Below are 15,706 nucleotides of genomic sequence, written 5' to 3'. Positions count from 1 at the left end.
TTAAGGAAATCGATTTCCTACCATAAATCAGCCATTCCCTCGGTGAATACCTCTTCTCACCCGATGAACGGGAGCTAGCCATAAATGAAATGCCGATGAACGAAGAAAATGGTCAATAGATACGCTATTTACCTCTTCAGGATGAATAGCTGCTGTGGTCATTTGTAGACTAAGAACTGACAGAGAAATACCCGCTGCTAAGACCTTGTGCTATCTTAGCAGGAACATTGTGGGCTAGCCAGGTCTTCGTCTTACGTTACTTACAATTAGCCTCTGCTGCTGTCTTCTCTTTTTAGCATTACAGCTTACACACGAAGTGAGCCACGGAAGCCTCGGGCGGCATAGTAAGATTCTGCTCCGTTATGATAGACAAATACTGTCCCGTAGCGCCAATCTCCAAAGATGGCACCTCCCATTTCCCGGATGCTGGTTGATGTCATGAGCCAACTGGAGGTTTTGGTATCAAATTTCCCAAATTGCTGCAAGGCCCGGTACTGCTCTTCGGTCAGTAGTTCAATTCCCATCTCGGCGGCCATGCCCATAGCACTGTTTTTGGGCTTATGTTCCTTCCTTGACTCCAATGCTCTATGATCATAGCAAATGCTCCTGCGCCCTTTGGGGCTCTCGGCGGAGCAGTCGTAAAACAGGTATTCTCCCGTCTCTTTGTCGTGGCCCACTACATCTGGTTCACCGCCTGTTTCTTCCATTTGGAGAAGCGACCATACTTTGTCTGGGTTTGCCTCTAGTTTGGTTTGAATCGCAACCCATTGAAGGCCCTCATGGCGATGCATGTTTTTCTCAAAACGGGTCTTTAACAACAGGAAAAGTTCTTCACGTAGTTCTGGAGATAATTCGGTTCTCTTGGCCATATAATTTCATTTCAAAGCCCTTAAGATATCTGAAAATGGGTATACTATAAACCAATGGCAAGTAGAAGTATGTTCTTATTGCCCTTGATTTGACAAATTAGGTAAGACCTGAGAAAGAACCGATAGATAAATTCAAAGAGGAAAGTAGAAATTAAATTTATTTCTTAAATTCAATTTACCAGCGTAGCACAGCAACTGACGAAATAGAACAAAGTATAATTATACAAATAATTAATTTACTATATAAATTTAACTTATTAAAATTTATCATGCATCTTGATGCACTTAACGACAAATACAGCACCTTCAACGCTTCAGATAGAGCTTCCACCGGAAAAGCAACCTCCTCTTAGATGTTTTCATCAAATTTGGACTTTCAAGCTCACCCTGAAATGACCGATAATAATTATACATTATATACTTCCCAGATAATCCTGTTTAAAAAGGTATTGGACGGTTTTAGCAGGGAGGAATATGAACGGGGAGAAGAGCCGCAGGAGGTGCACCTGTTATCACATATAGCCCATTATTGGCTGCAAACCCTCCAGAACCTAGGTTCTACCCCAGACGCTAGGCTTAGCTGTCTTCAGCGGCAGGTGACCAGCTTGCAAATAGAATCTTACTCCTACTGGAATTCGCCTAAGCCGGACCTGTTTACGTACCTCCGCTCCTTCTATGACTTCAGAGATTCTCTGCTGGAAATTGGCAGTACGTTGAATATAATCTAGGCACCTCCCCCCACGTCAGAAGCAGCAACGCCATTACAGCCGCTCCAACGCCCATCAAAATCTATAGGCACACCGTTCTAAGGAGCGATTATACTGCACACCCTGCAACAGAAAAGCCCGCCTTCAGCAAAACATGAGAAGGCGGGCTTTTCTGTAAAACAATTGGGTTCCTGGGGCTGAAGCTAGGCTTCTTTATTCCGGATGGCGCTGTACAGCACGGGACTGAAGAACCGGAGATTTTCCAATAGGCAGGTCATGTTATAGAACTTCTCCACCTCTACCTCGGGGCTCTCAGCCATGGAGAGCAGGAAGTTGTCCAGGGTCTCCACTAATTTATCGTCAAATTCTTTTTCGGTCATGCCAGTTGCTGCGGTTTGTACTTCTGCTCTTCCCAACGGAAAAGAAATCATACCAGATAAACAAAGTTACCGCTAAAGGAATTCATCCTGCGCGAGTTCTTCTGCAAATCTTTCCAGTACGAACGGTACTTAACACCGGCTAGCACAAATATATCCTACACGTTGCGTTTAGCGGCTCTTTTTCTGAAATCAGGCTTAAACCAGAACCTTCTTGAAAAGCCGAGACAAAGTCGTTAAGTACGTTTCACTGCCGCCTAGGCCACCAACTGCGTGAACAACTTCTGCAGGGTTTCCTGGGCATCTGTGCACAGTCCCGGGTGTACCGCCGAGGTCTGCACCACGGTGCTGCGGGTAGCCGTGAGCCACCTGAACCTAGACGCAATAGGGAAATTGCCAATGGTACCGCCGGTTTTCCTGCCGCCGCAGATGCGCTCAAACGCCCCCAGCCTTTCCCGCAGCTCTTCCAGGTCTATCTGCCCCCCAAACGCCCGGAGCCGTTCTTCCTTCAGCTCAAACCTGGTTTGCAGAAAACCCTGGGCCGGGCAGTACAGAATCACGCCCACGTTCAGGAATTCCTCGCGTTCCACGCACGGCACCACCCTAAGAACGGCGTACTCAAATAAGTGCTTTTCTTGCATGCTGTGCTTCGTTGACAAAAATTTCTGAATGGGCTAAACGGATCTCCAGGAACTGGGCGTACACCTGCCGGTGCTCCTCTACCGAGGCAAACGGCGAGTCATGGCTGGTGAGCCACTCGTCTGGGATCAAAGATACAATAGACTGGATTCTCTCCGGGGTGAGCACTGCCTTGAACTGGGCATCTACCGCCGCCAGCTCAGTTGCTGCGGGCAGCAGCACATGGTCTTTCACCTGCACGAAGGGCCGCTTGGCCTGCTCCTGCCAATTCTGCCAGGAATGGTGGAAATAGAAGGCCGCGCCGTGGTCAATCAGCCACAGTTCTTTGTGCCACATGAGCATATTGGTGTTGCGGGCGGTGCGGTCTACGTTGGTGATGAGGCAGTCCAGCCAAACCACCTGCGAAGCCAGCAGCGGGTCAACGGTGTTCACCAGCGCATCAAACGTGATGGCCCGTGACAGGTAGTGCAGCCCCAGGTTAAGCCCCACGCTGAACTGCAGCAGGTCCTGGATTTCCTCATCGGGCTCGGCGCGGCCGAAGCTCTCGTCCAGTTGGGCGAACACAATCTCCGGAATCCGGAAACCCAGGGCGCGGGCAATCTCCCCGGCCACCAGTTCGGCAATGAGCGCCTTCACGCCCTGCCCCGCACCCCTGAACTTGAGCACGTACAGAAAATCATCGTCGGCCTCCACAATGGCGGGGAGCGAACCACCCTCGCGCAGCGGCGTCACGTACCGCACCACGTTCACGGTTCTCAGCTCTGGTTGGCTATGTATCATATCTGGTTTTCTTCTGGTGGTTTTCGGCGGCGCCGAAAGGATTGTAGAGCAGGAAGTCACTTCACCCGGACCTCCGCCAAGCGTAATTCAGGACCTTTTTCTGCCCTTCCAGTTTTTCATGGACTTCTCTTTCTGCTTCTGGGTTTCCAGCTGCTTGTACTCCTCATTGGGCAGCGCCACCGAGTAATACGCCGAGTTGAGAATGAACAGGTCTTCGTCAAAGTCATACTCCCAGTCCAGCGCCAGCGTTTTGTCTGGGTTGAGCACGTATTCTCCGTCTACCAGGTCATACACCTTAAACACGTAGTCGCCGTCGGCATCTTTCTTCGGCTTGGCCAGGGCCAGGCAGTCGCCGGTGAGTACCAGCGGAGTCTCCAGTTCGTCCTCAAAGGAAAAAGCCTGATAATACCGGCCATCTTTGCGCTGGGTGAGGTATTCCACGGTGTCTATGTACACCTCAATGCTTTTGTGGCGGCTGTCTCGCTTGGTGGAGATGTCCTGAATGTTCCCAATCACTTTCATGCGCTTGCTCTGCTTAAAACCTAAATCCAAACCAAAGGTACGGTTTCAGGCGCAAATGTCTTTACCTGTATTTGCTTCGTTCTTTCCGGCTCACAGCCCAGCAAATGAAATCCAATAATTTACGTTTAGGGGCTCTTTTTCTAAAAAGAGCCCCTAAACGTAAAAGAACAGCAAGCCAGTTTGCCAATTCACTCTGTATCTAGAGGTACCCACCCCTGCCCCTCCCGGGAGGGAACTTTCCCAGCTACTTTTGGAGATCAAATTCCCCTCTTGGGAGGTGGGCAGAAAACATAATGAATTTAATTATAGCGCCCTCTGCGCTGCGAGTCTTCCAGGAACAGTTGCAGGAAAATCTTCTGGTCTGTGATAACCGCACGCTGGTTGGGGTAGGCTTTCAACCGGCGGTTGGTGGTGTACCCGAAGTGCTCATAGCCCAGGCTCACGTTCTTGAACAGCCTCACCGTTACCCGCGGCCGCACAATGCCCACGGAGTTGCTGCCCTCCAGACCCTCAAACGTGTGGAGCCAGTAATGGTAGTACACAAAGGCCGCCGAGGCGTATTTGCCCAGGCTCAAGGTACTCTCCAGTTTGGCGTGCAGACCGGTAGTGTAGACATAGTTGCGGAGACCGTTCTCATCTGGCCCGAAACGGGTACCGTTGCCGGCCAGCGGAATCACGCCCAGGTGCAGGTTGTTGTAGAGGTTAATCTGCTTGCTCAGGGGCAAACGGGTGAACAAGCCGCCCCCAAAGCCCAGTGCGCCCAACTCAAAATTGCGGGTGTTCCAATAGTCATAGTACTGGAAAAGGCCCGTGAGCATAGACAGTTTGCCCACCTGCGCGTTCCTCCCGAACAAGATGCCGTACCCGGTGATGTTGTTGATGGTACCGCCCAGGGTGTCATTGGCGCCTTTGCTGAGTTCTACCCGTAGCCGGAACAGGTCAAAAGGCTTGCGCCGCTGCAACTCAAAGGGATTACCGTAATCTAGCTGCACATTGAGCATGGCTTTGTTGCGGCCCGTCCCGAAGACATCGTCCTGCTCATCGTTGAGGCGGTGCACCCCGGCAAATAGCGTGATGTTGAGCGGTTCTTTCTCGTAGACTTCTTTGTTGGTGACCTGGAACGTTTTGCCCTGCAACAATCGGTTCAGGCCGCGCACGGGGTTCACCAGACCCGCCGCCACCTCGCGCAGCACCCGCTCCCGGCCGCGGGTACGGTCGTCCAGGATGTTGGTGCTGAGGCGGTACAGTACTTCGCCCAGGGCGGCCCCATTGATGGGCGTGTAGATCATGTCATTGAACGAAGGCAGCGTGTTCTCCCCGAAGTACTCCCAAGACAAGCTCCCACCCACCGCGAACGGCAACGACTGCCAATAGTTATAGCCCTGCGAGCGGGCCGCGTTGAAGTACAGGGTGCCCTGGTACGGATGCCCGATAAAGTTAATCCCGAACTCATCAGTGTCCCATTCAGGAGTAGAGCGCAGGTTTCGCCGCCAGGAGCTGGTGCTCACGTAGCCGTAATCGGCTTTGGCGATGTACCGGTTGAAGCCCATGAACGCAAGGTTAACCCCCACCACCTGAGCCGTCGGTTTCCAGAGCGGCTGGCGCTTGTTGTACTCGGGGTCATCGTTGAGCAGATCGCCGTACTTGTTGAAGAGCGTGGTATCCAGGAGGAACGAGTTGGTGGGCTCGGTGCCGCCCAGTGAGTCGGTGAAGAGACGGGCTTTGCGTTCCTTGATCTGTTGGAGCTGCTGCTCGCGTGAACCGCGTCCGGCTTTGATGGAATCTGGGGCAGTAATGACTTGGGCTTGAAGCAGGGCCGAAGCCCAGAGGCAAAAAAGAACGGTAAACGTATATTTCATGTGGTCTGGTTAGCGGCACCCAGGAAACCAGAGCCCGGCTGCTTTTAGGCTCTGCCAAACGTCTTTTTCCTGTACCTACACACGACATACGTACAAACACGGTAAAAGGCTCGGGGACTGTATTGAGATAAGTCAATTTTCTGGCACCTAGGGCCTCTTGCGTTTAGGGGCTCTTTTTGGAAAAAGAGCCCCTAAACGCGACAGAAAAGCCGTCAAGGCTTCCTGACCGTTTCTTCTTACAGAGCCTATCCAGAAGCTCCCGAGGCACTTAATGCACTTTATCTTAACCCCTTCGCTACCCGCTGAACCTACCCTCCCGCTGCGTTGTTTTACGGGCAAATTAACCCAAACCTCAGATGCTCCGCTGGATAGACGTCATCAAATATGCCAAATACAGCAACCCCGAGCCGCCGCAACGGGTACACAAGACCGAAGAAGAATGGCACCGGTACCTCACGCCTGCGCAATACCGCATTTTGCGCCTGAAAGACACGGAATCGCCGTACCGCAACGCTTTTTGCCGTTCCTATGCCCCCGGACAGTATGCCTGCGCGGGCTGCGGCAGCCTGCTGTTCCACTCCGCCCAGAAGTACCACGCCATTTCCGGCTGGCCCAGCTTTACCCAGCCCATCACCAAAAGCGCCCTCAAATATTTCTTCGATGACAGCCATCATATGCAGCGCATGGAAGTGCAGTGCAACGTCTGCGACGGCCACCTGGGCCACGTGTTCCCCGACGGTCCTGAGCCCAGCGGCCTGCGCTACTGCATCAATTCCGCCAGCCTCCTCCACCTGGAAGCCCCCTCTGAAGCACATTAACGCGTAACCCCACAATCGCTTTAAATACACCTCAAACCCAACCCATCAAAAAAGCCGCTCCCCATCTGCACAGAGGCAAATGGGGAGCGGCTTTTGCGTTTAGGGCCTGTTTTTCAGGAAAGAGCCCCTAAACAGGAAGCTTACTTTTTCTGGGCCTTCTGGCCGGCGGGTACCGGGAAACCGCGGTCGCGCATGAGGGCGTCTATCTTGGCGTCACGGCCACGGAACAGACGGTAAGCCTCCGCAGGGTCCATGGCGTTGCGCGGCGCGAAGAGGTATTTCACCAGTTTAGCGGCCACTTCTCTGTCATAGAATCCTCCCGGGGCTTCCTCAAAGGCTTCGGCAGCGTCTGCCGTCAGTACATCGGCCCAGAGGTAACCGTAGTAACCGGCCGCGTAGCCTTCGCCGGAAAACACGTGCGTGAAGTGCGGCGAACGGTGACGCATCACAATCTCTTTGGGCATTTTAAGGGCTGCCAGCGTCTCGCGCTCAAACTTGTCGGGGTCCAGGCCGGTGGGGTCTGGTACGGTGTGGTATTTCAGGTCCATGAGCGCCGAGGCCAGGAATTCTGTGGTCTCAAAGCCCTGGTTGAACGTGGCGGCTTTCTTGATCTTGGCCACCAGCGAGGCCGGCATCACCTGCCCGGTTTTGTGGTGCTTCAGGAACTGGTTAATCACTTTATCGGTGCTCAGCCAACGCTCCAGCAACTGGCTCTGGAACTCGGTGTAGTCGCGCACGCCGCTGTTGAGGGTGGGGTACTTCACGTTAGACGCCAGAAAGTGCAGCGCGTGCCCGAACTCGTGGAAGAAAGTGGTGGCATCATCCCAGGAAACCAACACCGGGTCGCCAGGCGCAGGCTTCACAAAGTTGGAGTTGTTGGAAGCCAGTACGGTTTTCTTGCCGTCAAAAGTAGAGAAGCTTCTGTACTGCGAGGCCCAGGCCCCGGAGCGCTTGCCCGGCCGCGCGAACGGATCCAGATACCACAACCCGATGTGCTCCCCGGTGGTTTTATCCGTCACTTCCCACACTTTCACGTCTTCATGGAACACGGGCACAGAACCCGCCGGCACCGGCTTAAACGAGAAATTGAACAGCTCGCCGGCGGTGTAGAAGATAGCCTGCGTGAGGTTGCCCAACTCCAGGTACTGCTTCACCTCGTCAGAGTCCAGGTCGTACTTTTTCTTGCGCACCTTCTCGGCGTAGTAGCGGTAATCCCAGGGGGCAATGGTGATTTTGGCGCCGCTGGCATTGGCAATGGCCTGCATGTCTTTCACCTCTTCCTTCACCCGCGCCAGCGCGGCTGGCCACACGGCCTCCATCAAAGCCATGGCGTTTTGCGGGTTCTTGGCCATGCGGTTCTGCAAGCGCCAGTCGGCGTAGGTGTCATGACCCAGCAGTTTCACGCGCTCATCGCGCAGGTGCAGTATGTTGGTGATGTTCTGGTTGTTGTCGTTGGCATCGGCGTTGTCGCCGCGGGAATAGTAGGTGTTCCAGACTTTCTCGCGCAGGGCCCGGTTGTCTGAGTAGGTCAGGAACTGGTCCATGCTGGAGCGGGTGTTGGTGACAGCGTACTGGCCCGGCTTGCCATTATCTGCGGCGGCTTTGGCGGCGGCCTTCACAAAAGACTCGGGTAGGCCGCTCAACTGGTCTTTGGTGAAGAAAGTCACGTATTTCTCCTCATCTGCCAGCACATTGTTCCCGTAGGAGGTGTACAAGGAGGAAAGCTCTTTGTTGATGGCAGCGTACCGTTGTTTGGCCTCGGTGCTCAGCCCGGCTCCTTCCATGGCGAAGTCTTCGTAGATGAGCTGCACGGTGCGCTGCTGATCTGCGGGCAGCGGCGTTTTCTGCGACTGGTCATATACCGCCTTGATGCGCTGGAACAGCTTGGTGTTCTGCGAGATCTTAGACCGGAAATCTGAGATCTGCGGGGCCAGCTCGGCCTGAATTTTCCGGAACTCCGGCGTAGACATGTTGCTGCCCCAGATGCCGTAGTAAATGAAGGCGCGGCTCAAGGCTTCCCCGGCTTTCTCATAAGGCACAATGGTATTCTCAAAAGTTGGCGCGGCGGTATTGTTGGTGATGGCGTCAATATCTGCCAGGTGCAGGGCCATGCCTTTTTCCATGGCCGGTTTAATATCGGCCAGGTTCATTTTGTCAAAGGCCGGAACGCCCCCGTACGGACCGGTCCATTCTTTGAGCAGGGTATTGTCAAAGGTCTGTTTCATCTCAGTGGCGGCAGGCGCAGCGGCCGCGGCAGTTGCGTTGCTAGGTTGTTTCGGCTGCGAGGACGTGCAGCCCACCATGGCCAGCATCACCAGAAAACCAGATGCGCTGCCGGCAAAAACTTGTTTTGTACTCATAGGTTCGTTTGTGGTAATCTGAGTTCTACTACCGGCCCAGCGGCAGAAGAGAAGTGACTTAATGATTTAAAAGTAAAAAGCTTTTAGGAATAACTGAATTCTGGGGCCTTTATTTTCGCCAAAGGCGGAAAGGAAATAGAAGAGTGGAGAAATCACAATGCGCCTGTTTAGCGCCTGTTTTCGGAAAAACGGCCCCTAAACGGGAACGGGGGTAGAAGAAGTAACCGGAGCGGCACCCACCTATCTTACCCCAGTAAAAAATCAAAAGCTGTTCAGGCAAACCCAAACAGCTTCATGGAGACTTGTATCATCTTATCTGGCTACTCGCTCAGCTCTCTTTCATAGTAGATCTGCTCTTTCAGCCCCGGGTTGCCTTGTACCGTGCAGTAGTAAATGCGCTTCACAAAACGCCTCACCACCAATTTCTGACCCGGATTCACATTTGCGAACACCGTTGATCCCTCGGGATATATATTTTCCATTCAGGAAGATACGCAAAAGAAAACCGGCAAATAGATTTATCACCAAGTATTCTCTTTCTCAAGCCATTACCTACCCCATAGCAGTTGAAAGATGCTACTCCTCGGCGGCCGCAGACCAGTCTTTCCCTTTACAACTTATGCTTCTTTACTCCTTCGTTCGTCAGTTTCACGGGTTTGATTCTTCCTTCCTGGTCAAAGAACATTTCCTCTATACAGGTGACGCGGTGGTCGCGGTCGGTTTCAGAGAGGGGCCGGCGGTGGTAGACAATGTACCACTGGTCTTTGCCCGGCACCTGTATCACGGAATGATGCCCTGCGCCGGTGCCGATGGCGGGATCCTGTTGCAGAATCTTGCCTACCCGTTCAAACGGCCCGAACGGAGAATCTGACACGGCATAGGCCACCGAATAGTCTGGCCCCGTCCAGCCGCCTTCTGACCACATAAAGTAGTATTTGCCGTTTCTCATGAACATGAACGGACCTTCCACATAGTTCTGCGGGGTAATCTCCTTAAAGGTGGTGCCGTCTGCAAACGGGACAAACCCGGTGAAATCATCTTTGAGTTTGGCGATGTTGCAGTGCCGCCAGCCGCCGTAAATGAGGTAGTACTGGCCGTCTTTGTCCTGGAACACGAACTGGTCAATGGGCTGGGCGCCGTTGTGGAATTTGTCTACCAGCGGCTTGCCCAGGTAATCTTTGTAGGGCCCCTCCGGCTTGCTGGCCACGGCCACGCCAATGCCGCCCATTTCCTGATCGCTCTGGATGTCATTCGCCCCGAAAAATAGGAAATACTGCTTCCCCTTCTGCACCACGGCTGGAGCCCACATGGCCCGCCTGGCCCATTTCACCGCGGCGGTGTCCAGAATCCGTTCGTGCTTGGTCCAGGTAAGCAGGTCTGGCGAGGAAAACGCATCAAAGAACACCTGCTTCTGGTAACGGTCTGAATAGGTGGGGTAAATCCAGTACTTTTTCCCGAAGATAATGCCCTCAGGGTCTGCGTACCAACCGGGGAAAACCGGATTACCGGCCGTCTTTTTTTTGGCAGGTTGTTGTTTCGTTTGGGCTAAGGCGGGCAGCCAGGAGCAGGAAAATCCTACGCAACAGGCCGCAGCCAGCAGGGCAACTTTTCTCATAACACAATCTATTTTCCAGAGGGACAGTGATGCATTGAGGAGGTAAGATAGGTAAATTTTTGAGCTTCCTGCCATGATAAACCGGCGGCGCTTCTTTGCCCTAAAGCGAAGTGGCACTATTTCTCATGTATTAGCATAACCCACCCCTACCCCTCCCGGGAGGGGAGTTTTATCTCCCAAAGTAATGGAGGATGTATCTTCCCGGAGGAGAGCTTGATCTTCAACCGGAGCATAGAAATTCCCTTCCCGGGAGGGGCAGGTAGAAGTCAACTGCTCCGGTGATTTTCCAATTAAGCTATCTATACTCAAACCTGATGCTGGTGCCTTGCTCCGTGACTGCCAGTTGCACGGGGGCCCCGAAGACCAGGGCCTTGTTCACTTTGCCGTGCCCGGCCGGGAACCCGAAGGCCACCGGAAAATCATACTCTTTCACGGCCTCCAGAATGATCTCCTCGGGGGATTTGCCGTAGGGCGGTTCGTCTTCCTGAATGTCGGTGAGTTGGCCCACCAGCAGTCCTTTGAGGTAGTTAAACTTGCCGGCTTTCTTGAGCGAGGTGAGGTAACTGTCTACCCTGAACTTGTGCTCGCCCACTTCCTCCAGAAACAGGATTTTGCCGTTGGTGTTCACCTCAGAGAACGTGCCTTTGGCGTTGCACAGAATACTGAGCGTACCGCCCACCAACGTGGCCTGGGCCTTGCCCAAGCGGTTGAGGGGGTGCGACTTCACGGTGTACTCCAGCTTCTCCCCGAACAGGGCTTTGCGCAGGCTCTCCCAGGAAGAGACGTGGAAACCGGCCTCCAGATCGGCGGCCATGGTACCCTGGATGGAGGCGGTGTTGAGCATGCCCTGCACGTGGCTGTGCAGAAAGGTGGTGTCGCTGTAGCCCACCAGCCACTTGGGCCTGTATTTGAATTGGTGGAAGTTGACCTGGTCAATGATCCGGAGAATGCCGTAGCCGCCCATGGTTTGCAACACCGCCTTGATTTCCTCGTTGTCCAGCATGTGCTGCAAATCGGTTTTCCGGAGTTCGTCTGACCCCGCAAAACTACCCTGCCGCGGACCTATGCTCTTGCCCAATACCGGCTCCAGGCCCCACTCCCGCAGAATATTCACTAAACCATCAATGTATTCCGGAACGGTGAAATTACTGGTGCTCACTACGCCCACTTTATCGCCTTTTTGCAGAAACGGGGGAAGGGTCATGGCTTTTTCTTTTTCCCCAGAAACGCACGTTCCCGCCGGGGCGTTGAGCCCGGCCCCAAAAATCCGTAGATTTCCCCGCACCCGCCTTCGGTTTACCACAAGCCCTACCGCCAGCCCATAAGCTGTTTTGGCCCTTTTTCTGGAAAAAGAGCCGCTAAACGCTCTTTCTTTCTGCGTACCCGTTTACGTCTTCGCGCTGCCTACTTAGCAGTTTTCCCCAAGTGTCTTGCAAGCTTTTCATGCCTCAGTTTCTCAGGATTATGAATCCAAGCAGCCCGTTTTCAAACGCAAATTTCCCCTATAATCTAAGATACTTTGCAGGGAACTGACAGCCCAAGAGAAGCAGGACACCAACACCTGATCGAATTGGTTTTGCGTTTAGGGGCTGTTTTTCCAAAAACGGCTCCTAAACGCAAAACCAGCCATGCATCAAAAATACCTCGACTATGCCTGGATTTGGCCGCTTCTGCCTAACTTGAGCCCAGCAAGCATTGGTACCATGGCAGCGAACGAACAGGCAGAACGGCAGACGAAAAACCACCCCACCCAGTACCTGTTGCCGGGCGTTTCAGGAGAGACCCTTTCCTACGCCACCATCGCCCGCCATGCCCCTACCGAGGCCTTGGGCAGCGGGGCTCCCTTCCAGTTGCAGGCCACGCACCTGGAGGTGAACGCTGCTTCGTTTGCGGGTGCCTCGGCGTACAGTAATTTTCCCGAGGTGACGGTCATACAGCAGGCCCACGGCCTCATTCTCTCCTGCCCCTGCCCCACGCCTAAAAAGCACCTGTGCCTGCACCAAACGCAGGTACTGCTCGCCCTCCTCAACCGGCCCGACTGGCGGGTGTTCTTTGATGCGCGTCTGCGCCGCGAGAAGCTTTTGCCCAAAGCCCAGGAATACGGTCTGGAAAACGAGCCGGAACTGGACGCTTTCTTCTCCCTGGAGTACACGCCGCAGGGCCTCCAGATCCAGCCTAGTTTACCCGAGCTGTTGCCCGTCACGCCGCAAACGCAGGCGTACCTACAGGAGCAACTGGTGCCCGCCCCCTCGTTCCCGTTTTCAGTCACCCCATCGGCGGAGCCGAACCAGAGCACGCAGCGTATTCTGGTGCTGGGCGAGCATAAGTATTACCGGCACCTGCACGTAGAACTGCTGGAGGCGGCGGTGGCGCAGACGGGCAAGATCAAAAACCCGCTCAAGCAACTCAACCCGCTGGATTTTGTCTGGCAAACGGATAAGCCCGAGGAACTCAAGTTCTACACCGGCCTTTCCCGCTTCCAGAACAACTATGACACCCAACCCTCCGCCGCCGACCTGGAGGCCCTCAAGGCGCTGGTGCAGAACCCGCTGGGGCTGCCGGTGTACGTGCAGAAATCTACTGCGCAGGGGAAACTAAGCGCCAGCGCGCTGGAGCCGGTGGAGTTACGGAACGTGCCGCTGGATCTAACGCTGGAGGTGGAGGCGCAGGAGAACTTCTATTACCTCACGCCCAAGTTCACGATTAACGGGCAGCCGTACCCCCTGAAGCAGTTGCCCCTGCGGTTCGGGCATTTTCTGGAGGTGCAGCAGAAACTGTACCTGCTCTCCAGCCCAGACCTGCGCCGGGTGGTGGAGTTTTTCCAGAAGCGGGGGCAGCGGCTGCTCATTCATGCGTCTAAGTTTGAGGAGTTCAGGGAGAGCATTCTGGCTAATCTGGAGACGCGCATCCAGATCTCGTACGCCTTCCTGAAACCGGCCACGCCGCAGCAGCTGGAAGAACAGGGCTTTGATCTGGACGTGGAACGCCTGCTGTACATCTCAGAGTCGCAGGATTTCATTTTGTTTACGCCCGTGATGCGCTACGGGCATGTGGAGGTGCCGGTGTTCACGCAGAAGCAGATTTACGCCAAAGACCTGCTGGGGCAGAGCTTCACGGTGGAGCGCGACCGTGAGGCGGAACATGCTTTCACCGCCCAGGTGCTGCGCGAGCACCCGCTCTTCCGGGAACAATTGCACCTGGACTCTTTCTACCTGCACAAAAGCCGCTTCCTGCTCAACGACTGGTTTCTGGACGCTTTTGAGAGCTGGCGCGGGCAGAACATCACACTGCTGGGCTTCAAGGACCTGACGGTAACCAAAGTAAACCCGCACAAGGCGAAAATCTCTATTCTGGTCACCAGCGGCATCAACTGGTTTGACACTTCTTTAGACGTGCAGTTTGGCAAGCAGCGGGCGGGGCTCAAAGACCTGCACCGCGCCCTGCGCAACAAGCAGCGGTTTGTAACGCTGGACGATGGCACCCAGGGCATTCTGCCGCAGGAGTGGCTGGAACGGTTGCAGAAATACTTCGCCGCCGGCGAAGTGGTAGGCGAACACCTGCGCACGCCCAAGATGAATTTCCCCCTGATAGAGGAACTCTACGAGGAGGAAGTCCTGAGCCAGGAAGTGCGGGGGGAACTGGCGCTCTACCGCGAAAAATTAAGCGACTTCACGCACATTGAGGAAGTACCGGTGCCCGAAGGTTTGCAGGCCACGCTCCGGCCGTACCAGCGGCAGGGCCTTAACTGGCTCCATTTCCTGGACCAGTTTAACTTCGGGGGCTGTCTGGCAGATGACATGGGCTTGGGCAAGACGGTGCAGGTGCTGGCGTTTCTGCTGGGGCAGCGCGGCAAGGTAGCCCGCAATACCAATCTGGTGGTGGTGCCCACGTCTTTGCTGTTCAACTGGCAGGAAGAGATAGCCAAGTTTGCGCCCGGCTTAACCGTGTTCACACTCTACGGAAACCAGCGCGTGCAGCATCTGGCGCAACTGGAGGCCTATGAACTGGTGCTCACCACCTACGGCACCCTGCTCTCAGATATTGCGCTGCTCAAGAACTACCGCTTCAACTACGTGGTGCTGGACGAGAGCCAGAACATCAAGAACCCGCAGAGCCAGCGGTACCGCGCGGTGCGGCTCTTGCAGGCGCGCAACCGGCTCGTGCTCACGGGCACGCCGCTGGAGAACAACACCTATGACCTGTACGGGCAGCTGAGTTTCGCGTGCCCGGGGCTGCTGGGCAACCAGCGCTACTTTAGAGACATTTACGCCAAGCCCATTGACCAGTTCAAAGACTTCAGGCGGGCCAAAGAACTACAGCGCAAGATAAGCCCCTTCCTGCTGCGGCGCACCAAAGAGCAGGTGGCGCAGGAGCTTCCGGCCAAGACCGAGATGGTGCTGTACTGCGAGATGGGCACGGCGCAACGCGAACTCTATGCCGCGCATGAGCGCGAGATCAGGGAGTTTATCTCGGCGCAGGGCGAAGACGAAATCCAGAAGCACCCCATGCACGTGCTGCGGGGCCTCACGCGCCTGCGGCAAATCTGCAACTCCCCCGCCCTGCTGCCCGACGATGCGGGCGTGGGCGAACCCTCGGCCAAGCTGGAGGTGCTGCTGGAGCAGATAGAAAGCAAGGCGCCGCACCACAAGATTCTGGTGTTCTCGCAGTTTGTGTCTATGCTGCACCTCATTGAAACCGCCCTGCAAGCGCGCGGCATTGGCTACGTGACCCTCACCGGCCAGACCAAAGACCGGCAGGGCGCGGTGGCCCAATTCCAGGGGCAGGAAGACGTGCGGGTGTTCCTCATCAGCCTCAAAGCGGGCGGCACCGGCCTCAACCTCACCCGCGCGGATTATGTGTATCTGGTAGACCCGTGGTGGAACCCCGCCGTAGAAAACCAGGCCATTGACCGCACCTACCGCATAGGCCAGGACAAGCCCGTAGTCGCCGTCCGGCTCATCTGCCCCAACACCGTGGAAGAAAAAATGCAGAAGCTACAGGCCAGTAAAAAGGAACTGGTGCAGGATTTGGTCAAGACCGATGGCGGTCTGCTGAAAGCCATGAGCAAGCAGGAGTTGCTGGCGTTGTTGGGGTGAGCTCAATTATTACTTACTTCAGCCAAGAAGCTATAGTATGGTTTTATTCATAACAAAATGATAC

Annotated in this window: 13 protein-coding genes; 3 read left to right on the top strand and 10 right to left on the bottom strand. The window is 54.7% G+C overall.

Annotated features, from left to right (window positions below; genetic code table 11):
- Positions 1–305 precede the first annotated feature (305 nt).
- Positions 306–869, bottom strand: a complete 564-nt coding sequence (locus EFA69_RS13500) for a DUF4256 domain-containing protein (protein WP_123133647.1) — start codon at positions 867–869, stop codon at positions 306–308.
- Between the two features lie 392 nt (positions 870–1,261).
- Between EFA69_RS13500 and EFA69_RS13495 the strand changes: the two genes are divergently transcribed.
- Positions 1,262–1,597, top strand: a complete 336-nt coding sequence (locus EFA69_RS13495) for a hypothetical protein (RefSeq protein WP_148041355.1) — start codon at positions 1,262–1,264, stop codon at positions 1,595–1,597.
- A gap of 182 nt (positions 1,598–1,779) precedes the next feature.
- On the opposite strand, the gene EFA69_RS13490 is transcribed toward EFA69_RS13495, so the two are convergent.
- The 5 genes from EFA69_RS13490 to EFA69_RS13470 all read right to left on the bottom strand — a co-directional run bounded on the left by EFA69_RS13490 (position 1,780) and on the right by EFA69_RS13470 (position 5,753).
- Entirely contained in the window at positions 1,780–1,956 is a 177-nt protein-coding gene (locus EFA69_RS13490) for a hypothetical protein (RefSeq protein WP_245964582.1), read from the bottom strand.
- Positions 1,957–2,210: 254 nt separating this feature from the next.
- Positions 2,211–2,594: a DUF3037 domain-containing protein gene (locus EFA69_RS13485; RefSeq protein WP_123133644.1), complete on the bottom strand. Its 384-nt coding sequence runs from the start codon at positions 2,592–2,594 to the stop codon at positions 2,211–2,213.
- Positions 2,572–3,372: a HipA family kinase gene (locus EFA69_RS13480; protein ID WP_123133643.1), complete on the bottom strand. Its 801-nt coding sequence runs from the start codon at positions 3,370–3,372 to the stop codon at positions 2,572–2,574. Before EFA69_RS13480 ends, EFA69_RS13485 begins: the two co-directional genes overlap by 23 nt.
- Positions 3,373–3,459: 87 nt before the next feature.
- Entirely contained in the window at positions 3,460–3,924 is a 465-nt protein-coding gene (locus tag EFA69_RS13475; RefSeq protein ID WP_123133642.1) for a hypothetical protein, read from the bottom strand.
- Between the two features lie 269 nt (positions 3,925–4,193).
- Positions 4,194–5,753, bottom strand: coding sequence for a DUF3943 domain-containing protein (locus EFA69_RS13470; RefSeq protein ID WP_123133641.1), 1,560 nt, complete (start codon positions 5,751–5,753; stop codon positions 4,194–4,196).
- A gap of 356 nt (positions 5,754–6,109) precedes the next feature.
- Here EFA69_RS13470 and msrB point away from each other — a divergent pair, with 356 nt between their 5' ends.
- Positions 6,110–6,571: a peptide-methionine (R)-S-oxide reductase MsrB gene (gene msrB, locus EFA69_RS13465; RefSeq protein WP_123133640.1), complete on the top strand. Its 462-nt coding sequence runs from the start codon at positions 6,110–6,112 to the stop codon at positions 6,569–6,571.
- A gap of 140 nt (positions 6,572–6,711) precedes the next feature.
- Here the strand turns inward: msrB and EFA69_RS13460 are convergent, their stop codons facing one another.
- From EFA69_RS13460 to EFA69_RS13450, 4 genes are all read right to left on the bottom strand, one after another.
- Positions 6,712–8,931, bottom strand: a complete 2,220-nt coding sequence (locus EFA69_RS13460) for a M3 family metallopeptidase (protein ID WP_123133639.1) — start codon at positions 8,929–8,931, stop codon at positions 6,712–6,714.
- Between the two features lie 320 nt (positions 8,932–9,251).
- Complete coding sequence (locus EFA69_RS20325; RefSeq protein ID WP_183906786.1) at positions 9,252–9,413, bottom strand: hypothetical protein; 162 nt, start codon at positions 9,411–9,413, stop codon at positions 9,252–9,254.
- 128 nt (positions 9,414–9,541) lie between these two features.
- Positions 9,542–10,546 (bottom strand): glycoside hydrolase family 43 protein, encoded by a 1,005-nt coding sequence (locus EFA69_RS13455; RefSeq protein ID WP_123133638.1) that lies wholly within the window; start codon positions 10,544–10,546, stop codon positions 9,542–9,544.
- 295 nt (positions 10,547–10,841) lie between these two features.
- The gene (locus EFA69_RS13450; RefSeq protein WP_123133637.1) at positions 10,842–11,750 is read right to left on the bottom strand and encodes a S66 peptidase family protein; all 909 of its coding nucleotides are present in this window, start codon (positions 11,748–11,750) and stop codon (positions 10,842–10,844) included.
- 424 nt (positions 11,751–12,174) lie between these two features.
- Here EFA69_RS13450 and EFA69_RS13445 point away from each other — a divergent pair, with 424 nt between their 5' ends.
- Positions 12,175–15,642, top strand: a complete 3,468-nt coding sequence (locus tag EFA69_RS13445; RefSeq protein ID WP_245964581.1) for a DEAD/DEAH box helicase — start codon at positions 12,175–12,177, stop codon at positions 15,640–15,642.
- Positions 15,643–15,706: the final 64 nt, after the last annotated feature.

The sequence above is a fragment of the Rufibacter immobilis genome (assembly GCF_003721565.1).
Taxonomy (GTDB): Bacteria; Bacteroidota; Bacteroidia; order Cytophagales; family Hymenobacteraceae; genus Nibribacter; species Nibribacter immobilis.
The sequence above is the reverse complement of the archived record's forward strand: the minus strand, read 5'-3'. Positions and strand labels throughout refer to the sequence as shown.